The organism is Cystobacter fuscus DSM 2262, from assembly GCF_000335475.2.
GTDB classification, from domain to species: domain Bacteria; phylum Myxococcota; class Myxococcia; order Myxococcales; family Myxococcaceae; genus Cystobacter; species Cystobacter fuscus.
In genome coordinates this window covers 35,947-56,118 of sequence record NZ_ANAH02000026.1, presented here as the reverse complement: position 1 = coordinate 56,118, position 20,172 = coordinate 35,947, and the positions used below count along the sequence as shown (strand labels likewise).

The 20,172-nt window shown below is 70.7% G+C and carries 16 protein-coding genes; 8 read left to right on the top strand and 8 right to left on the bottom strand.

Annotated elements, in window-relative coordinates; genetic code table 11:
- Positions 1-145: 145 nt before the first annotated feature.
- Both D187_RS33705 and D187_RS33700 read left to right on the top strand, forming a co-directional pair.
- Positions 146-1,549, top strand: a complete 1,404-nt coding sequence (locus D187_RS33705) for a glycoside hydrolase family protein (protein WP_002624230.1) — start codon at positions 146-148, stop codon at positions 1,547-1,549.
- Positions 1,550-1,662: 113 nt separating this feature from the next.
- Complete coding sequence (locus D187_RS33700; protein WP_002624229.1) at positions 1,663-2,268, top strand: TFIIB-type zinc ribbon-containing protein; 606 nt, start codon at positions 1,663-1,665, stop codon at positions 2,266-2,268.
- A 28-nt stretch (positions 2,269-2,296) separates the two neighbouring features.
- Here the strand turns inward: D187_RS33700 and D187_RS33695 are convergent, their stop codons facing one another.
- The 6 genes from D187_RS33695 to truD form a co-directional block, all read right to left on the bottom strand.
- Positions 2,297-3,784, bottom strand: coding sequence for an FAD-dependent oxidoreductase (locus D187_RS33695; protein WP_002624228.1), 1,488 nt, complete (start codon positions 3,782-3,784; stop codon positions 2,297-2,299).
- Positions 3,781-5,151 (bottom strand): 2Fe-2S iron-sulfur cluster-binding protein, encoded by a 1,371-nt coding sequence (locus D187_RS33690; protein ID WP_002624227.1) that lies wholly within the window; start codon positions 5,149-5,151, stop codon positions 3,781-3,783. The genes D187_RS33695 and D187_RS33690 overlap by 4 nt, the downstream gene beginning before the upstream one ends.
- 259 nt (positions 5,152-5,410) lie before the next feature.
- Positions 5,411-6,787 (bottom strand): polymer-forming cytoskeletal protein, encoded by a 1,377-nt coding sequence (locus tag D187_RS33685; RefSeq protein WP_002624226.1) that lies wholly within the window; start codon positions 6,785-6,787, stop codon positions 5,411-5,413.
- An 8-nt stretch (positions 6,788-6,795) separates the two neighbouring features.
- Positions 6,796-7,305, bottom strand: a complete 510-nt coding sequence (locus D187_RS33680) for an anti-sigma factor (RefSeq protein WP_002624225.1) — start codon at positions 7,303-7,305, stop codon at positions 6,796-6,798.
- Positions 7,302-7,874, bottom strand: coding sequence for an RNA polymerase sigma factor (locus D187_RS33675; protein ID WP_002624224.1), 573 nt, complete (start codon positions 7,872-7,874; stop codon positions 7,302-7,304). The genes D187_RS33680 and D187_RS33675 overlap by 4 nt, the downstream gene beginning before the upstream one ends.
- Before the next feature lie 123 nt (positions 7,875-7,997).
- Entirely contained in the window at positions 7,998-9,599 is a 1,602-nt protein-coding gene (gene truD / locus D187_RS33670) for a tRNA pseudouridine(13) synthase TruD (protein WP_002624223.1), read from the bottom strand.
- Positions 9,600-9,696: 97 nt separating this feature from the next.
- On the opposite strand from truD, the gene D187_RS33665 reads away from it, so the two are divergent.
- The 6 genes from D187_RS33665 (at position 9,697) to D187_RS33640 (ending at position 17,235) form a co-directional block, all read left to right on the top strand.
- Entirely contained in the window at positions 9,697-10,653 is a 957-nt protein-coding gene (locus D187_RS33665; protein WP_043432792.1) for a hypothetical protein, read from the top strand.
- A gap of 101 nt (positions 10,654-10,754) precedes the next feature.
- A complete protein-coding gene (locus tag D187_RS33660) occupies positions 10,755-12,440 on the top strand; it encodes an adenylate/guanylate cyclase domain-containing protein (protein WP_002624221.1) in 1,686 nt (561 codons plus the stop codon).
- A complete protein-coding gene (locus tag D187_RS50750) occupies positions 12,440-14,323 on the top strand; it encodes a serine/threonine-protein kinase (RefSeq protein WP_002624220.1) in 1,884 nt (627 codons plus the stop codon). Before D187_RS33660 ends, D187_RS50750 begins: the two co-directional genes overlap by 1 nt.
- A 144-nt stretch (positions 14,324-14,467) precedes the next feature.
- Positions 14,468-15,370 carry a hypothetical protein gene (locus D187_RS33650; RefSeq protein WP_043432736.1) on the top strand — a complete coding sequence of 301 codons (903 nt, stop codon included), beginning with the start codon at positions 14,468-14,470 and terminating at the stop codon, positions 15,368-15,370.
- A gap of 100 nt (positions 15,371-15,470) precedes the next feature.
- Complete coding sequence (locus tag D187_RS33645) at positions 15,471-16,721, top strand: NAD(P)/FAD-dependent oxidoreductase (protein ID WP_002624218.1); 1,251 nt, start codon at positions 15,471-15,473, stop codon at positions 16,719-16,721.
- A gap of 157 nt (positions 16,722-16,878) precedes the next feature.
- The gene (locus tag D187_RS33640; protein ID WP_002624217.1) at positions 16,879-17,235 is read left to right on the top strand and encodes a DUF2019 domain-containing protein; all 357 of its coding nucleotides are present in this window, start codon (positions 16,879-16,881) and stop codon (positions 17,233-17,235) included.
- On the opposite strand, the gene D187_RS33635 is transcribed toward D187_RS33640, so the two are convergent.
- Together D187_RS33635 and D187_RS33630 are read right to left on the bottom strand one after the other, a co-directional pair.
- A complete protein-coding gene (locus D187_RS33635; protein WP_002624216.1) occupies positions 17,232-18,803 on the bottom strand; it encodes a sigma-54-dependent Fis family transcriptional regulator in 1,572 nt (523 codons plus the stop codon). The two genes, D187_RS33640 and D187_RS33635, sit on opposite strands and share 4 nt — an antisense overlap.
- A gap of 14 nt (positions 18,804-18,817) precedes the next feature.
- Complete coding sequence (locus D187_RS33630) at positions 18,818-19,666, bottom strand: MBL fold metallo-hydrolase (protein WP_002624215.1); 849 nt, start codon at positions 19,664-19,666, stop codon at positions 18,818-18,820.
- Positions 19,667-20,172: the final 506 nt, after the last annotated feature.

Below are 20,172 nucleotides of genomic sequence, written 5' to 3'. Positions count from 1 at the left end.
GGTCACAATGGGGTCCGGCGAGCAGTTACGAGCCTGGCTAAAGTGGATGGGCGCGCCGTGCTCCCGCGCCGGAGTTGACGTCCCTCGCCACAAACCAGCAAAACAGGATATGGAGGCAATTCACTCCAGAAGGAGGAAGCGCTCGATGTCCAGCTCCACGACCCTACTGCTCTCCGCGATGACCGTGCTCGGCGGCCTGCTGACGCCCGAGGCCCAGGCGGCGACGGTCTCCAACTACCGAGGTGGCAACACGCCGGTGTACTCGCGCACCTCGTATGACTACGTGCCGAGCGTGATGCAGGACGGCGTCTACCGGATGTGGTGGTGCGGGGGCATCGCGGGCGACTACATCCTCTACGCCGAGGCGGACAGCCTGAGCGGCCCCTGGCACGCCCGGGGCTCCACTGCGGCCAACAGCCACGACATCGTGTTGCGCCCCACGGGCAATGCCTCGCAGTTCGATGGCATCCATGTCTGTGATCCGTCCGTCATCCGCGTCGACACCACGTACTACATGTATTACGGCGGCTACGGTGACGGCACGGGCACCACGATGATTGGCGTTGCCTCCAGTCCGGATGGCTTCAACTGGACGCGCCTCAACGGCGGCCGACCCATCGTCGTGCCCGCGCGGGACTACCGCACCGTGCCCAACCAGTACGGCGCGGGGCAGCCGAGTGTCACGCACGTCAACGGCAAGTTCTACCTCATCTTCACGGACTCCACGGGCCACGCGGTGGATGGCAATGGCGGCGGCCAGTTCGTGCTGCGCTCGTCGGACCCTACCTTCCAGACGGGTGTGGAGGAACTCACGGCCACGGGCTTCGCGCCGACGTCGTCGGCCAACCACACACGCTACTCCCTGCTCGGCGCGTTCTCCGTGGACTGGCAGTACGTGGATGCCAACGACACCTTCGCCGTGGCGGTGGATGGGCCCACGAGCAGCGCCACCCGCGTCTTCCTCTTCAACAGCACCCTGAGCCAGCAGGTGGATCAGTTCGACATTGCCGGGACGTGGACCGAGGGCCCGGCCATCGTGTCCCGTCCGGACAAGCACGCCGTCGCGTCGGCCACGTGCGGCACGGTGCCGGTGGATGTCCTCCGCTCGGTGGGCCCCGGCGGGCCGGACACCTGGAACCTGGCGCGCGGCGGCGTGGACCTGCTCACGGGACGCACGTGCGACCAGGTGCCGCATGGGCGCGTGTACGAGGGCTACCTGCTCCAAGCATCCGGTCTCCCACTCACCCTGGTGCGCGGAGGACTGCGACTCCAGTTCGCGCTGGCCGCGCCCGCGCTCGACCTGTCACGCAACGCGCTGGGCGTCTCGTCGGACCTCTTCCACCGCATCCCGTATGGGGCGTCCATGAACTCGGGGGCGCCCGTCCACGGCGCGTCCGGACGCCCCGCCGCCTTCCGGCTCGATGACGGGCGGCTGTGGCCGGTGAGCTGCCTGGAGGCCATCACGCACAACAACTCGTCCATCATCCCCCTCGGCGTGAGCACGTGGGATGCCTACGCCAAGGGCCCGAGCCTTCACTGCGTGAAATAGGCGCGGGCCAATCCCATCCCCGTCTACGCGAAGCTGCGCGAGTTGGGGCCGGTCCTCCGCTCGAGCGCGCTCTTCGGTGATGGTGGCGGGAGCGGATGGTAGAGTGCGTCCCCATGACGCTCGTGAGCCGCTGTCCCCACTGCGCCCATCCCCTCGAGCCCTTCGTCGCCACCTCGCGCACGGGCGCCCAGGCCGAGCTGGCCAGGTGTGCCCAATGCGGAGGCTTCTGGGGGGCGGCCGGCCGCCTCCAGGACACCTTCGGTGAGCCCGCGAGGCATCAGCTCGTCGGGGGAGAGACGCAGCGCTCGTGCGTGGAGTGCCGCATCCTCATGACTCCCGCCCGGCTCCCCTCGGGCGCCACCGTCGAGGTGTGCTCGGCGTGCCGTGGCATGTTCCTCGATGCCGGAGAGCTCGCCCCGCTCGGTGTCCGGGAGACGCCTCCGCCCGCGGCCCGTCCGCCTCCGCCCCCGGCACGTGTGTCTCCGCCTCCACCTCCGCCCCGGCGGGCCAGGCCCGCGCATACGCCCGGGCAGCCGCATTCCGTGGCGGACCACCGGGAGCTTCCCCTGGTCGTCGTGGAGGAGGAACCCATCGAGCAACCGCCCCCGGGCACCTTCCTCTGTGTCGAGTGCGGCCAGGCCCGGCCGCTGCGCGAGGGGCAGGCCCTCCGGGACGGGCTGGCCTGCCGTGCCTGCATGAAGGCGCGCGCGGAGCGCTGAACCGCGGCCCTCCTCCTCGGCGTCCCGCTCAGCCGATGATCATGTCCTCGCGCTCCAGCTTGCCCTCCTGGAAGCGGCGCAGGTTGAAGCGGGTGAAGAGTTCGTCGGACGCGCCCGTGGTCATCCACTGGGCCATCCGCTCGGCCACCGCGGGCGCCATCATGAAGCCGTGCCCCACGAAGCCCGAGAGCTGGAGCAGGTTCTCCAGCCCCGGCGTGCGGCCCAGGATGGGGCTGTTGTCCGGCGTCACGTCGTAGCAGCCCGCCCACTGCCGCAGCACCTTCACGTGGCCCAGGTTCGGCAACTGCTCGGTGAGCGCCCGCGCGAAGCGCGACACGAAGCGCAGCGTGGAGCCCATGTTCAACCCCGCGGGCTCCAGCGGATCGCCCATGCCTCCGACGATCTCCCCGCGCATGGACTGGCTGAAGTACAGCCCCGAGTCCAACACCGACACCAGCGGCCCCAGGAAGGGCTTGAGGGGCTCGGTGCTGAGGATTTCGTGCCGGTGGGGCTCGTTGGGCAGCGACACCCCCGCGAGCCTGGCCACCTCCGGGCTCCACGCCCCCGAGGCCAGCACCACCGTGTCGCACGAGATGTCGCCCCGATCCGTCTTCACCTTGCGCACCAGGCCGTCCGACAGCTCGAAGCCCGTGACGCGCGTGTACGTCTCCACCTTGATGCCCGCCTTGCGGCAGGCGTTGGCGTACCCCCAGAGGAAGGGCCAGGGGAAGATGACGCCGTCCTCGGGGTTGTAGGAGACCGCCTGCGCGCCCTCGAGCGACAGGCCGGGCACCACGTCGCGCGCCTCGTCCAGGGTGAGCATGCGCGTGGGCACGCCGTGCTTGTTGTGCAGCGCCGCGTTGCGCTCCAGGCGCTCGGCCACCGGCTTCGTCTTCGCCATGAAGAGGTAGCCGCCCTGGCGCAACCACACGTTGATGCCCAGGTCGCGCGCGAAGCGGCCCATCAGCTCGATGGAGCGCTTGGCCAGCTCGATGTTGGCCGCCGTGCCCCACTGCATGCGCACGCCGCCGCCGTTGCGCCCCGACGCGCCCGCGCACAGGTAGCCGCGCTCGAGCACCACCACGTCCGTCTCGCCGCGCAGCGACAGGTTGTACGCGAGCGCCAGCCCCAGCACGCCTCCGCCGACGATGACCACCCGGGCCCGTGTGGGGACCGCGCCCTCGGGCCGCAACGTCGCGGGGAAGGTGTCCAGCTCCTGGGGCACGCCACCCACCGGGGGCTTGGACTCGTCCACCGGGAACGAGGCCAGCAACGACAGCTCCGTGGGGTAGAGCGGCGGCCGGGGCGTGAAGGGCACGATGCCCTCGGGCTTCTGTGCCTTCTCCCGGGCCAGCAGCGCCGCCACCGCCGACAGGCAGCTCTTGCCCTGGCACACGCCCGTGCCGAAGCCCGTGAAGCGCTTGACCGATTCCACGTCGCGAAAGCCCTTGGCGACCGCGTGGCGGATGTCCTCCACCGTCACGTCCTCGCAGGAGCAGACCAGTGCCTTGCTCATGACTTGCCTCCCACGGCGGCTTGCGTGAGCGAGTGGGCGAGCGCCTCGGCCGCGCGCCGGCCATCCGCCGCCGCCTGGGCCGCGCTCCGTCCGCCCCTCACGTCCCCCGCCACGTACACGTCCGCGGCCGCGGTGCGCCCCTCCGCGTCCGCCACCACCGCGAACACCTCGCGCGCCTCGTCGTACTCCACCTTCGCGCCGCCCTGCCGCGCCAGCTCGAAGCTCGGGCTGGGCGCCACCGCCACCAGCACCGCTTCACACGCCACCTTCACCCGGCGGCCCGACGCGTCCTGGTAGCTGAAGCCACTCACCGCGTTGTGGCCGTGCGCCTTGGGCTCGCTGCCTTGCACGGCTCCGGCGGGCGCGTCCGTGGGCACAGGGCCCTTCAGGTCCACCACCGCCACCACCTTCGTCCCGCGCTCCGTCATCAGCCGCGCGAGCGCGTACAGCTCGGGGCCCGAGCCCACCAGCGCCGCCGTCTCGGGCGCCACGCCATAGCGGCGCACCAGCAGGCTCGCCGCGTGACTGGCGTACACGCCCGGCAGATCGTTGTTCTCGAAGGGCAGCATCGGCGGGTGCCCACCGGGCGCGAGCAGGAAGCGCTCGGCGTACACGCGCACCAGCCGCGGCTCCCCGGTGCCCTCGCTCACCGCCGCGAGGAAGCGGCCCTCCTCGTCGTCGAACAGGCCGATGACCGTGACGCGCGTGCGCACGCGCTCCGGGGCCAGGAGTCCCTCGGACGGAGCAGGAGGCGCGTCCGCCTCGGGCACGCCGGACAGGAGCCGGCCCCCGAGCACGCTGTCGCGCTCGAGCAGCAGGAAGGGCACACCCTGGGCGGCGAGCACCTGGGCCGCCGCGAGCCCCGCCGCGCCCGCGCCCACCACGGCCACGCGGGTGCGCAGCGTCTCCACGGGCAGGCGCTCGGGAGCGGGAGCGGTGGGCAGCAGGCCGAGGCCCGCGAGCTGGCGCGCCACCTTGGCCATGACCTGCTCGGCCACGGGCACGCCGGCGAACATCTCGTGGTGGTCCAATCCCTTGGGGAAGAACCAGTCGATGGCCTCGAACACGTCCACCTTCGCCGAGGGGTAGGCGTTCTGCCGCTCCAGCTTCATGCCTTCGCGGGCGGGCACGCGGCAGGTGTAGACGTTGGGCAGTCCGTCCACGCGCATGAGGCAGTGCGAGCACGCACCGGAGAAGCAGTACGGTCCACGGGCGCGGTGGTATTTGATGGAGCGGGCGAGGACGGATTCACCGGCGGCGATGAGCGAGCAGGCAACGGGCTCGCCCTCGATGGCGGGCACCGTTTCGCCCTCGAGGTCCATGGTGATGGACTTGCCGCGCGAGGCGGCATCTGGGAGGCGGCGCATAGGGTGCGCGGGACAATGTCCCAGAGGCCCCGGGCGGTCAAAGCCCGCCTGGGAGTCCCCCCCTCCCACGAGACAAAACAGCCAGCGGGTGAGATGGCGCGGACAACGGCGACTTCTCCGCCGGAGAGCTGGCGCGGCGCGTCAGGCCGTGAAGCGACGTGTCATGCGCCTGCCGCAATGAAGCGGGGGCGGCGCGAGCGTGGCTTCCGCTCGTCACCGCCCCCATGGGGACTGCCCATGTCTTGTCAGGACGCGCCGCTCAGGAGGTGCGCTGGCCGCCGAAGATGGGCTCGGGGAAGCCCTGTGGGCGGTGGCCGAAGCGGGTGCGGATGACGGCGCCCAGGCCCACCAGCGTCGCGGCCAACATCACCATCGAGCCGAGCACCGGGATGCGGCCCACCAGGAGGAGGATGAACAGCCCCAGGGCGAGCACCATGGCTTGGGTCTTGCGGCCGCGCAGCAGGGGCAGGCGAGAGCCCAGCTCGCTCGCCACCGCGGTGAAGCCCCAGCCCGTCAACACCGGCACCACGACGATGAGCGCCAGGGCGAGCGGAATGCCGATGACGGTGATGCTCAGCATCACCAGGGCGGGGACGAGCGCCAGCGCGCCCAGCAGGCCCACCGCGCCGCTGCGCGCCGGCTCGGCGCGGATCTCCGCGCCCAGGGCCTTCATCCGCGCCGGGAAGAAGAGCTGTCCGAGGAAGCCCATGCCGAAGAGGAGGGCGAAGGTGAGCAGGAAGGACGCGAACCGGCCGCCCGAGTCACGCTCCTCGTCGCGCTCCTGCTTGGCTTCCTTGATGCTGTCCTTGATTTCGCCCGCCACCATGCGGCCGATGTTGGCGCCCCCGAAGGACTCGGTCCGGCCCTCCACCTTCGCCCCTTCCTGCTTGATCACGCTGCCGCCGAAGGCGGACACGTCCCCCTCCACCTTCGCGTCCGGGCCGAGCACCACGTTGCCCCCGAAGGCGTGCGCGTCTCCCTCCACGTGGCCGGAGATCTCCAGGTTGCCGCCGAAGACGACGGCGTCCTCGTTCACGTGTCCCTTCACGCGCAGATCGCCCCCGTAGACGACGGCGCTGTCCACCGTCTCGTCCTCCGTCACGTCCAGGGAGCGGCCCCGGGCGACCACGTCCTGCGAGCCCCGGCTGGAGCGGCGCACCTTCTTCATCTGGCTGCGCACGTGCTCCTTGATCTCGTCCTCGTCCAGGTCGAAGTCGGACGAGTCCACGGCCACCGGGGGCACGGGCGGAGGCGGTGCCACGGCGGGAGTCGGCGCGGGGGGCGCCGAGGGGATCTCCGCCATGCCAGCCTCTTCCCTCTCGTCTTCCGTCATCGGGCGCAGGGTGTAGATGGCGCCATCGCGCTCGAGCTTCAGCGAGTGGGCGCGCGCCACCGTGCGCAGGGCCTGCTCGGCGCTGACGTTCTTCAGGCGGATGTCGGCCGGGGTGTCCAGCTCGCCGGTGATGACCACGTTGAGGCCGCCCTCCTCGGCGATCTTCTGGATCGCGTCGCGCAGGGTGCCGCGGAACTGGAGCTGGAGGGTGGAGGAGGAGGGGGCGTCGGCGGGAGACTGCGCGAGCGACAAGGGCGCGGCGAGCAGGGCGGCGGACAGGAGCAGGGGCGGGGAGAGCTTCATGGCGACACTCACGCTTCGGAAGGTTGGGGACCGTTGCCGGCCAGCCGCTTGATGCCGAACAGGGAAGAGAGCAGGAGCAGGGCGAACAGGCCGGCGACGGGGGCCGCCGCCGTGTTCCACAGGGCATTCACCCCGCTGCGCAGGCCCTCGAGAAAGGCCCTGCCATCCACGAGGAAGCGGGCCAGGCCCGTGCCCGCCCCGCTCAGGGCCGCGTCGTTGGAGACCAGCACCCCGAGCCCCACCAGGAGCGAGGCGGCGAGGATGGACAGGCCCGTCCACAGCTCGCGGTGCAGGGGCGGGGGCTCGGCGGCCACCCGCGCCATCACCCGGTGCACGAAGTCCGGCGGCGGCGCCGGATCCGCCAGCCGGGACAGGTCCTTCTCCAACTGCCGGTGCTCCTCGAGGATCGCGGCGCACACCTCGCACTCGCGCGCATGCGCCAGCGCGGGGCCCGCGCCCGCCTCCAGCTCGGTGAAGAGCACCTCGAGCTCCGGGCACTCCGGGATCGTGGCGGTCATGTCTGCTCCTCCTGGGCGGGGGTCATCTTCTTGCGCAGCTTCTCGCGCGCCCGGAACAGGCGCGCCATGATCGTGCCCGGCGCGCAGCCCAACACCTGGGCGATCTCCTTCGTCGTGCGCTTCTGCACATAGTAGAGGGCGAGCACCTCCCGGTCCTCGGCGGACAGGGTGGCCAGGGCCGCCTCCAGGGACTGGCGCTCCTGGCGGGCGATCGCCCCCTCCTCGAGCGACGCCTCGCCGCTCGCGAGCACTTCCTTCATCGGCTCGAGCTCCTCGGTGCGCACCTTGCCGCGCCGGCGCAGCAGGTCCATGCAGAGGTTGCGCGCGATGGCCATCACCCAGAGATCAAAAGGGCGGGACTCGTCGTACTTGTGCAGGTGCTGATAGGCGCGCAGGAAGGCCTCTTGCGACACCTCGGAGGCCTCGGCCTCGTTGCCGAGCAGGCGCAGCGCCAGGCCGTACACGGGGCGCTGCATCCCGCGCACGAGCGCCTCGAAAGCCGAGGGGTCGCCGCGCCGGGCGGCGAGGACCTCGGCCTTCCAGGAAGGGGCGACGGCCTCATCCGCCATCTGCATCCCAATGGCCCGGGCGAGGTCCGCGACGACTGCTGAGGGGTAGGCGAGTGCGTTCACGCATGGGTCTACGCCCCCGCCCGTCCCCGATTGCGCCGCCGGGGAGGGCGGCGATCCGGATCATTTTTTCTTTCGGGATTCCGGGCGCTTGGCGGCCTGCTCCTGGCGCGCCTGCTCCTTGGCGGTCTTCTTCATCCGCTGGCGCTCGCGAAAACCGGCGGGGGGCGTGGGAGCGGGCGGCGGCGGCGCGGCGGCTTCCCGGGGCTGGGCGCGCCGGTTGCCGGTGGGCTCGGAAGCGGGCGAGCGCCGGGCGGCCGGAGCCGTGGGCGTGGCGGCGAGCGTGGAGACCCGGGACGGGGCGCGGGGGGCGCGGGTGTCCTCGGCGGCATCCCGGCGGGTGGGCGCGGCGCCCCGGGACGCGGCACGGGGGGCGCGGGTCTCACCGCCAGCGGAGGACCGGCGCGGTCCACGGGGAGCCGGGCCGTCCTCTTCTCCTTCCGGAGGCGGCGTGTACCAGCCCTCGCGGATCTTCTGGGCGCTCTCCTCCTCGTACTCGAAGTGGAAGAGCCGCTTGATGACGAGCGTGGCGTAGGCGCCGGGGGGCAGGGTGAAGGCGATGTTGACCTTGAGGTAGCCCCGGTTGAGGTCGTCGTTCTGCACCCGGCCGATGACGAGCTTGTGGGGCACGACGACGGTGGGGCGCTCCTCGTGCTTGAAGTAGAGCATCCGCGGGGCCTCGCGCACGCGCAGATCCTCGAAGGAGGCGATCTTCTCGCGGCCCATCACCCAGTCCATGGCCTGCTTCACCTTCGGATCCTCGAGGCGGGTGTCCGGGGCGACGAGCGGGAAGGTGGAGGAGCGCAGGGTGTTGAGCGTCTCGGGGTCCGCGTCGCGGTGGAAGAGCAGGGTGCCCGCCTGGTACTTCATCGGGAAGAGGCTCTCGCGCGGCAGCAGCACCTGGAGGTAGCGCCGCACGCCCTCGTTCCAGAGGTAGCTCTGGTAGGTGAAGAGCAGCATCGCGCGGTAGTCCGCCTCGATCTGCAGGAAGGCGCGCACCCAGTCGCCGGGGTGCTCGCGCAGGGACTTGAGGATGCGGTGGTACTTGCGGCTGCCCTCGAAGGGCACGCGCGCGTCCCACTTGCCCCAGTTGTCGCGCCAGAAGGCCTTCACCTTGGCGTCCTCCGAGCGATCCAGCTCCGAGGGGCGCGCCATGTAGTTGTGCAGCGCGGCCTCGAAGTCACCGCGCAGGAGATCCTTGGCGATGAAGCCCTGGCCGTGCTTGAGCGAGCCGAAGCGCTGGCTGTCGAAGTAGTTCACCACGCCCAGGCGGTTGATCTCCGCGGCGGCCACGTTGAGCGGTCCAACGGACTCCTGCGTCAACATGCGCACGGTGACGGCGAAGCGGTTGGAGGTGATGTTGGCCGCGGACAGGGCCTTGTCCGAGCGCCCCAGGTACTTCAGGCGCAGGTCGGGCTCCTGCATGTCCACGTCGGCGCCGTCCACGGCGATGAGCTGCTCGGTGCGGCCCTGCTTGTCCTTCAGGCCGCAATAGGAGATGGAGCCGGGCTTGAGGCCGAAGGCCTCGCGCAGGCGGTTGGCCGCGTCGAAGGTGGACAGCTTCTGCTTGTCCATGAGGTAGACGCGGTAGCGACCGCTGGCCACTTCGTCGAAGCGGTAGGACTCCTTGACGGAGAAATCCTCGGGTTTCTGCTTGATTCGCACCGGCATCCCTTAACAGCCGGAGTGCCCTGTGTGGAAGGAGTGAAGGGGGGCGGGCCTGACAATCGGACGGGCGGCGGCGTAATCTGTGCGCTCCCTCATGAGACTTCCACTCCTCCTGCTCGCCCTGCTGACGGCCACCGGTTGCGCATCCACGCTCTCCACGATGCAGACGGCCAAACCCCTCGCCCGGGGCCAGTTCCAGGTATCCGGCGCCACGGGCGCCTTCGCACCGGTGGGCCAGCTCGGCTCCCTCATCGAACAGGGCATCGCCCAGGGAAAGGCCATCAAGCAGGCCGTCCAGTCCGGCGAGCCCTACCAACTGCCGGAGTCGGAGGCCCAGCGGCTGCTGGGCGTGGGCCTGGCGCTCGCGGTGGCCCCTCCGGGCGTCTCCAACGAGCTGATGGTGCGCGCCGGCCTGCTCGACTCCAACAGCCTGGACGTGGGCCTGCGCCTGAGCTCCACCTCCCTGCGCTTCGACGGCAAGCTGCGGCTGGCGCACGGGGGCGATCCCGAGGACGACTCGCTGCCGGACTACCGGCGCAAGTCCTATGACCTGGCGCTCGGCGTGGGCCTCTCCCGCCACCTCTTCAAGAGCCCCGTGCTGGATGCCCTGGAGATCGTCCAGATCGACGAGTTCTCCCGGTGGGATCTCGAGGTGCCCATCTACCTGAGCCTGGATCTGGGGGACATCTTCAAGCTGTACGGCGCGCCCAAGTACATCTACAGCAGCACCTCGCTGGACTCGCGGCTGGTGGACTACTCGAACTCGGGCCAGGACGTGTCGGGCTTCGACGTGCGGCTGCCCGCCCAGGTGGCCAGCCACTTCGTGGGCGCCAGCGTGGGCTTCGCCCTGGGCTTCCGCTACGTGCACCTCTTCGCCGAGCTCACCGCCGGCTACAGCTCCTGCCGCCCCGTCCTCTTCGGCCGGGAGCGCGACCTCGGGGGCGCCATCGTCTATCCCGCGGTGGGCCTGGCCATCAAGAACCCCTTCCCCCTGGGCTCCCGGGCCCCCTCCGCCCCCCAGAGCCCGGGAAGTCCGGAAAGTTTCCTCTGAGCTGACCCTCCGGGCAGGCGTTCGTAGTCGTTCCGGTGCTCCGGGAGGTCTGGTAGTGTCCGGGGGGTGACGTCGGAATCCGGAGCGTCGAGGTGGCGCGCGTGAGTCAAGGTTCCCCTCCATCCTCGAAGACCGCGGGTCCGCGGGGGCCGCATCTCAAGGGGCGGTTTCCGGACGGGACGACCGGGGAGTTCTCGCTCGGCCAGCTCACGACGCTGGGCCGGCACCCCTCCAACACGCTGAGGCTGGTGGACCGCGAGGTCTCCAAGGAGCACGCCACCATCGAGCGCGTGGGCCGCGAGTACGTCCTGCGCGACCTGGGCTCCTCCAACGGCACCTTCGTCAACGGCAAGCGCGTCTCGGAGCTGAAGCTGCGCGACGGGGACGAGATCAGCGTGGGCGCCACCAAGCTCACCTTCTACTCCGGCGAGTCCCCGGGCGTGGCAGCGCCCCTGTCCTCGGGCCCGGGTGGCACGACGTCGCGCTCGCCCCGGGTGACGGTGGTGGCGCAGTCGCACTCGGTGCCCGCCTTCCTCGCGCAGATGGATCAGCAGGGGCCGCCGCAGAACTTCCGGCCCGCCGAGCAGATCCAGGAGCTCGCCACGCTCAAGCGCGAGTACGAGAAGCTGCGCACCGCCTACGAGTTCCACCGCCAGGTGAGCCAGCAGGGCAAGCAGGCGGACCTCTTCGAGCAGATCCTCTCGGTGTCCTTCCAGCTGCTCGCCGCGGACCACGGCGTCGTCCTCAAGGCGGGCCCGGACGGGCAGTTCACCGTGCCGGTGGCCGTCAAGCACCGCCACGGCCGGCCGGACAACGTCATGGTGTCCGACACGGTGCTGCAGAAGGTGGCCGAGACGCACAAGGCGGTGCTCACCGCGGACGCCATCATCGACGAGCGCTTCTCCTCCTCGGAGAGCATCGTGGCGCAGGGCATCCGCTCGGCCATGGCGGTGCCGCTCTTGTCCAAGGGCAAGCTGGAGGCGGTGCTCTTCCTCGACTCGCGCCAGCAGACCAACGCCTTCTCGGAGAAGGATCTGACCATCCTCTCGGGCATCTCCGCCCAGGCGGGCATCGCCCTGGAGAACGCGGCCCTGGCGGCGCAGATCCAGAACGAGGCCATCACCCGCGCCGAGCTCAGCCGCTTCCTGTCGCGCGCGGTGGCCGAGGCGGTGATCCGCGGCGAGACGGAGGACCTGCGTCAGAGCCGGCTGGCGGAAGTCACCTGCCTGTTCGCGGACATCCGCGGCTTCACCACCCTGTCGGAGAACGAGTCTCCGCAGGAGGTGGTGAGCATGCTCAACGAGTTCTTCACCCTCATGGCCGGCGTGGTGTTCCGCCACGAGGGCAACCTGGACAAGTTCATCGGCGACTGCGTCATGGCCGTCTGGGGCCCGCCCTCCAGCCATCCGGACGACGCGGCGCGGGCGCTGCGCGCGGCGCTGGAGATGCAGGACGCGGTGGACGTGCTCAACGGCTCGCGTGTCGCCGCGGGCAAGCGGCCCATCGAGGTGGGCATCGGCGTGAACACCGGTCAGGCCGTCGTGGGCTACATGGGCAGCAACGAGCGCCATGAGTTCACCGCCATCGGCGACACGGTGAACACCGCCTCGCGCCTGTGTGGGCTCGCGCGCGGGGGCGACGTCGTGGCCAACGACAGCACGGTGAAGAAGGCCGGCTCCGGCTTCGACGTGGAGCCGCTGCCCGTCACCCAGGTCAAGGGCAAGGAGAAGGGCGTGCAGCCCTACCGGGTGCTCGGCCTGGAGATCACCAACACCCACCACGACTGATGACGACCCAGGACTGTCCGAACTGCGCGCGGACGCACGAGGTGGGCTCCCTCCAGGCGGGAGCGGAGGTGTCGTGTGCCTGCGGCACCCGCTTCCTCGTGCGGGCCTCGCGCGCGGCGGCTCCTCCGACCGGGGCCGAGGAGGGCACCCTGGAGAGCACCTTCGTGGGCGGCACGCTGGCGGTTCCCGGCTACGAGCTGTTGCGCGTGCTGGGCCGCGGCGGCATGGGCGAGGTGTGGCTCGCGCGGCAGATGTCGCTGGGCCGCCGCGTGGCGGTGAAGGTGCTGCCGCCGCGGCTCGCCAAGGATCCCGAGTTCGTCCAGCGCTTCGACAAGGAAGCCACCGCGCTCGCCACCCTCAGCCATCCCCACATCGTGCAGATCATCGACCGGGGCGTGGCGGGCGAGCACTACTACTTCGTCATGGAGTACGTGGAGGGGCGCTCGCTGCGCGACGTGATGGGCGAGCTGTCCCCGCCCGAGGCGCTGCGCGTGGCGCTCCAGGTGGCGCGCGCCCTGGAGTGCGCCCAGGAAAAGGACATCATCCACCGCGACCTGAAGCCGGAGAACATCCTGGTGGATGGGCGCGGGCACGTGAAGGTGGCGGACTTCGGGCTCGCGGGCATCCGCCGGCCGGACTCGACGGAGCGGCTGACGGCCACGTCCGTGGCCATGGGCACGCTCAACTACATGGCGCCCGAGCAGCGGCGCGACGCCAAGAACGTGGATGGGCGCGCGGACCTGTTCTCGCTGGGCGTGATGCTCTACGAGATGCTCACCGGCGAGGTACCGGTGGGGCGCTTCCGCCTGCCCTCCGAGCGCGTGCCCGGACTGGACAAGCGCGTGGATGCGGTGGTGGAGCGGCTGCTGGAGACCGAGCCCGAGGCGCGCCCCGCGCGGGCCTCCGAGGTCTGCCGGATGCTCGAGGCGCTCGTCAGCAACGTCTCGTCCACGGGGCCCGCGCTCGAGCCCCTCAGCCCGGAGCGCAGCCGGCTGCGCTCGGGTTGGCGGCGGGTGCGCGCGGCGCTCTCGGTGATGGGCGGGCTGGCCGTGCTCGCCTACGGCGTGAGGGGGCTGTCGGACACGCCCGTGGGCCTGCCGTGGGGCGAGGACAAGCGGGTGGTGCTCGGGCGGCTCGTGCGCGTGGTGCCCAGCCCCAAGCCCTGGCCCGCCAACACCAATGGCGATCTCTTCGTCAGCTCGGTGCTGGAGGAGCTGGCCGACGGGCGGGTGCGCCTGGGCGTGGACTTCGTCGGGGGCGAGGAGAACGTGAACGCCCACGCGGGCACGTGGACGCTGGAGGATGGGCAGCTGCACGCCATCCAGGGGGGCAACGACGCCGGGGGCGGGCAGCTCATCCCCCGCGCCTACCTGGCCCGCCGCTACTTCTCCAGCGACGACTTCTCCGCCGAGGTGCTCATGAGCGCGAGCGCGCTCGGCCGCGGCTACCCCGAGGAGGCGGACGCCCAGCACTACGCCGAGCTGTCCTTTCGCGTCACCGGCCTGCAGGTGTCCGTCTACGCCATCCCCGGCACGGGCATGCGCCTGAGCTGGCGCTACACCACGCCCGAGGGCCGCGACGTGGTGGGCAACAGCGCGCAGGAAGTGGTGGACCTGGTGCAGGACGAAACCCCCGTTCCCCAGGGCACCTTCCGCGTGAAGCTCCAGCTCAAGCGCAAGAAGGAGGGCGTGGAGGTGGCCGCCTACCTCAACGGTGAGAGTGAGCCCTTCGCGCACAAGTACCTGGAGGGGCTCCAGGGGCGCTCGGCGAAGGTGGCCCTGGGGTGCCGTAACCTGGTGTGCTCTTTCGACGATCTGGTGGTTCGTGGACTCCAGGCCCAGAAGGAGTCGGATCGTTCGCTGGCGGAAACCCCGCCGGAGTAACGCGCCCGTGGCGAACGGTGGCCTCCTGACAAGGGGGAGCGGCCACCCGAGCACCCTTGTCGGCGGCGCGCCGCGTCCGCACCTTTGGCGGGGTCGAGGCCCGTGCGGGACGGTGGGCCGGGGTGGATTGGGGGCAGGGGAGCCATGGACTTGCGGTGGGCATTGGCCCCGTTTTGCGCGGCGGGACTGGGCGCGCTGATGGTGGCGGCGGTTTCCTGGAGTCGCGGCGACGTGAGGGCCTCGCTGCCTCGCGCGCCGCTCGCGTGGTTGGGGTTGCTGGCGGGGTGCTTCGCGCTCCTGTCGCTGCGCTACGGCGCGGGCCCGCTCATGTGGGTTTCTCCCACCGTCTTCCGCCAGGCACTGGGCGTCGGACTGCTCATGGTCGCGGCGGGGCTGGCGGTGGTGGGCTCGCGGATTCGCGTGCGCGCGGACGCGCTGCGGGCCGAGGCGCCCCGGAGCCTCGACGAGGGCGTGGAGGCCCTGCGCCGGGGCGAGACGCCGGGCTGGGGGGTGTACCGGGGCCGGCTCGCGGCGAGCGATCAGGTGACGTCGCCGAGCGGCGTGGTGTGCGCCTTCTATGAGGCGGAGCTGCGTGGCGTGACGCCCGGTGGCGGCAAGGGCTCGCTCTTGTCGGTGGAGCGGGCGTCGGCGCCGGTGGTGTGCATGCGCGGGGAGAAGGCGGAGGCGGCGTTGAGCTTCTCGCCGAGCCTCGTGCTGGCGCCGCTGCGCGTGCGGCCCTGCCTGGTGGGACGGCCCGCCGAGGTGGCGCCGGGACTGGACGCGCCCGTGGAAGGAGCGCCCCCCGAGGAGGCGCTGTCGTACGAGCGGGTGGGCAAGCTCGGCGAGGAGTGTCTGGTGGTGGGGGAGCTGCGGCCCGGTCCGGTGGCGGGCGGGTATGAGCTGCGCGGTCGGCAGGGCGGGCCCGCGATGGTGATCCTCGGCGAAGCGGCCGAGGGCACCGGGACGCACCTGGCGCGCCGGGCCTGGAAGCTGTTCGCGGCGGCGGGGGGGCTCACCGTGGCCGCCGCCTGGGTGCTCGCGGGCTGAGCGGCGCCCCGTCGGACATTGTCGGTTGTGCTCCACGCCTCGCGATGCGACATCATCCGGGTCGCCAACGCAGCGGCCCGGGCCGCGAGGAGTGCAACCGATGAAGAGCGGCGAGACGGTGGTCATCGTGGGAGCTGGACAGGCCGGAGGCGAGCTGGCGACGCGCCTGCGGCAGCAGGGCAGCGAGGGGCGGATCGTGCTCGTGGGGGACGAAGCGCACCTGCCCTACCAACGGCCCCCCCTGTCCAAGGGCTTCCTGCTCGGGAAGATGGGCCGCGACGATCTCCACCTCAAACCCCAGGCGACCTACGAGCGCTTCTCCATCGAGCTCAAGCTCGGCACGCGCGTGGAGCGCATCGAGCGCGACGCGCACGAGGTCCTCCTCTCGGAGGGCAGTCGGCTGCGCTACGACAAGCTCGTGCTCGCCACGGGCGGCCGGGCGCGCCTGCTGTCGTTTCCGGGCATGGACACCTCCCGGCTCGAGAACGTGTTCTCCCTGCGCTCCATCGCCGACGTGGAGGCGATGCATGGCCAGTTCGTGTCCGGACGCCACCTGGTGATCATCGGCGGCGGCTACGTGGGCCTCGAGGTCGCGGCGGCCGCCACCCAGCTCGGGCTGCGCGTGACGGTGGTGGAAGCCGCCCCGCGCATCCTCGCCCGCGTCACCGGCCCGGAGGTCTCCTCCTTCATCGAGGCCATCCATCGCGGACACGGCGTCGACTTCCGGCAGCTCGCGGGGGTGCAGGGCTTCGAGCTCGATGAGTCCCAGCGCCGGGTGCGCCGGGTGAAGATCACCCACGGGGGAGGCGAGGAAGCGCTCGAGACGGACCTCGTCCTGGTGGGAATCGGCCTCATCCCCAACACGGAGCTGGCCGCCCAGGCGGGGCTCGCCGTGGACAACGGCATCGTCGTGGACGAGCTGGCCCGCACGAGCGATCCCTCCATCCTCGCCATCGGCGACTGCGCGAACCAACCCAGCTCCTACACGGGCACCCGGGTGCGCCTCGAGTCCGTGCCCAACGCGCTCGAGCACGCGCGCGTCGCCGCCGCCACGCTCATGGGCAAACAGGAGCCGTCCTCCGCCACGCCCTGGTTCTGGTCGGAGCAGTACGACCTGAAGCTGCAGATGGTGGGGCTGTCCACGGGCTACGAGCGGTGCGTCACGCGCGGCTCGATCGAGAACCGGACCTTCTCGGCCTTCTACCTCAAGGAGGGCCGCATCCTCGCCGCGGATGTCATTGGCCGGCCCCCGGACTTCATGGCGGCCCGGAAGATGGTCTCGAGCCGGACGCTCGTGGATGCCCAACGCCTCGCGGACGAGAGCGTTCCGCTCGGGCAGTGCGCCGTGTAGCGCCCTTGCGCTGAAGCGATCCCAGACAGTGACGTGACGCGCCGACCGCGCCACGACACCTGTGTGCCCTCGAGGAGAAGCCCATGCCCAGAATCAAATTCTACGAGGCTCAACGGGAGTTCGCCTTGCTCGCCATCGAGAACATCAAGAATGGGGTATGGTGATGGACTTGGAGGGCATCGCGGAAGAGTTCGCGTTGAACGTGGCCGCCCAGACAGATGCGATTCATCGTGGCGATCGCAAGGGCGGAAACGTGTATGCCAAACGCTACATTGCCGCCTTCAAGAAGTTGCGCGACCACGGAGAGGCGGGCCGAGATGCGCTCGCCACGCTGTTGACGCATCCTCGCATGGATGTTCGCGTCAACGCAGCGACCTGCTTGCTCAGTGATAGACCGGAGCAAGCAAAACCCATCCTGGAGGAAGCAGCCAAGGGCAAAGGCATGGTGCCCTTCCTCGCATCGCGGGTACTGAAATACTGGGAGGAGGGGACCTGGCACTTGGATGTGGATTAGCCCTCGTCGGACAGCCCGTACTCCTTGAGCTTGCGACCCAGCGTGTTGCGGCCGATCCGCAGCGCCTTGGCCGCCGCCGTCCGGTTGCCCTTCACCAGCTCCAGCACGCGCAGGATGTGCCGCTTCTCCACCTCGGCCAGAGGCAACACGTCCCCGAGTTCGCCGTCCACCATTCGTGGCTCGGTGGAGGGTGGGGCCGACGCTCCATCCACCATCTTGGGCAGGGGCAGGTGCTCCTCGAGGATCTCCCCCTCGCTGAGCACCACCGCGCTCTCGATGCAGTTCTCCAACTCGCGCACGTTGCCCGGCCACCGGTAGCGCTTGAGCCGCTCGAGCGCCTGGGCGTTCAGCCTCGGCTGGGGCAGGCGGTGGCGCCGCGCCGCCGACGCGATGAAGTGCCGCGTCAGCCGTTCGATGTCCTCTCCGCCTCGCTCGCGCAGGGGCGGCAACACCAGCTCCACCACCTTGATGCGGTAGTACAGGTCCTCGCGGAACTTCCCCTCGGCCACCATCCGCGCCAGGTCGCGATTCGTCGCCGCGACGATGCGCACGTCCATCTTCAACGTCTGCGTGCCACCCACGCGCTCGAACTCGCGATCCTGCAACACCCGCAACAGCTTGCCCTGCACCGGCAGGGGCAGCTCACCGATCTCGTCGATGAACACCGTGCCGCCCTCGGCCGCCTCGAACTTGCCCGGCACCCGGTGGTCCGCCCCCGTGAAGGCGCCCTTCTCGTGGCCGAACAGCTCGTTTTCGATGAGCGTGGCGGGCAGCGCCGCGCAGTCCACCTTCACGAAGGGCTTGTCCCGCCGCGGCCCGTTCACGTGCACCGCGCGGGCGAACAGCTCCTTGCCACACCCGCTCTCGCCCCGCAGCAGCACGGTGGCGTCCGTGGGCGCCGCCTTCTGGATGAGCCGGTAGATGACCTTGAGCGGCTCGGACTCGCCGATGATGCGGTTGAAGAAGTAGCCCACCGGCGCCTGGGGCTGCTCCTTGGCCCGTTGCAACTCCTGGTACAGGCTGGTGCGCTGCAGCGCCTGGCTCACCTGGGTGGCGATGGCCTGGAGCCGCTGCACGTCGTCCTCCGTGAAGCGCTCGCCCCCGCGGCGGTTGAGCACCTGCAACACGCCGTAGAGCGTGCCGCCCGCGTCGCGCAGCGGCACCGCGAGGTTCGTCGTGGTGCGGTAGCCCGTCATGCGGTCAATGTCCGCGAAGAAGCGGCTGTCCCCACCGGGGGTCGGCATGTTGACGGGCTCGCCGTGCTGGGCCACCCAGCCCGCCACGCCCTGGCCCCGCTTCACCCGGATTTGAGACACCTCGGGCAGGTGCGCCGCGCGCGAGAAGAGCTCGTCGCGCGCCGGATCCAACAGCCACAGCGTGCCCCGGTCCGCCTGCATCGTCACCGCGATGCGATCCACCAGCGTGTGGAGGAAGGCATCGAGATCGACCTCGCGGCCGACGAGCCCGCCGAGGGGGAGCAGCACCTGACTGACGTCCGGGGAAGTGGCCATGAAGGGCAGGGGAGGCAGCTCGAAGAGGGACGGCAGACTAGCGCAGGGCGAATCCATGTGTCCCTCCTGGCTCATGCGTGCGCCCCGGCCCCGAACAGGATGCGCTTGCCCTCGCGGGCCGGCTCGCAGGCGGCGAAGTACTGGCGGGCCTCCTCGGCCATGCCCTCCACCTGCTCGTCGTTGTGGGCGGGGTCATGGTGGAAGAGGAACAGGCGGCGGGCGTGGACGGCCTGGGCCACCTGGGCCGCGTCCACCATGGTGGAGTGGCCCCAGCCCTTGCGAGGCGCCCCGCGCGAGCCGTTGTACTCGTCCGGGGTGTACTGTGCGTCCATGCACAGCGCGTCCACGCCCTCCATCCACCGCGCGTGGCGAGCGTCCAGCGCGGCGAGCGACATCTCCATGTCGGTGGCGTAGACGAAGGAGTGGCCATCCGCCTCGACGCGGTAGGCCAGGCACCCCTGGGGGTGGGGGGAGTCGAAGGGCGTCACGCGGAAGGGGCCCACCTCCACCGTGCGGCCATGCCGCGCCGAGCGGAACGCCATGCGCGCGCGCATGGTGGACAGGGGCACGGGGAAGTTGGGCGGCTCCATCTGCTTCGCCAGCACCGAGGCCAGCGCCGAGTCCCCGTCCGGCCCCGGGCCATACAACTCCAGCTCCGTGGTGGGCAGGTAGCCCGGGGCGAAGAAGGGGAAGCCCTGCACGTGGTCCCAGTGCAGGTGCGAGAAGAAGAGCGTGGCCTTGCGCGGCGCCCCCTCGCGCATCATCACCTCGCCGAGGGCGCGGATGCCCGTGCCGGCGTCGAGGATGAGCCGGTGCCCCTGGCTCGTCACCTCCAGGCAGGACGTGTTGCCGCCGATGCCCGCCGCGTGCGCTCCCGACACCGCGATGCTTCCCCGGACTCCGTAGAAACGCACTTCCATGACGGCTCCTCCTCGCGAAAACGTGGGCGCTCCCGTGCGGGGCCGCCCTGGACGTTCCCTGGTCAGAGCAAGGTCCTTGCCAACGCCAAATAGCCGGAGTTGCTGGGAATCCCAGGCCTGTTTGGAGGGCGGGCGCTCCATTCCGGCGCACCTGGATGGAGCGGGCGCTCCGATTCGGATCGCCCATATGTCGCCAAGCATCGTTGGAAGACTCTGGAATCCTGCGTCCTGGGCCATGGCAGGAGCGGGCACGGCCTTTGGCTCCCCGACGGGATTCGAACCCGTGGGCAGGGCGATAGAAAACCCCAGGAAGGAAGCGCTGTTGCCCACTATCGCCTTGATTTCGCTCGGGTTCGTCATCCGCCCCGTCTCACGCCGCTCCCCCGAGTTCCGCCTCGCTACACGCTGGAGGGGCACTACTGGACGGCGGTTGGGTGCTGCGGGAGGGTCCCTGTCCACCGCCTTGGCGCCCAGCCCCAGGCGGCACCCGCAAATGTCCCTCCTCA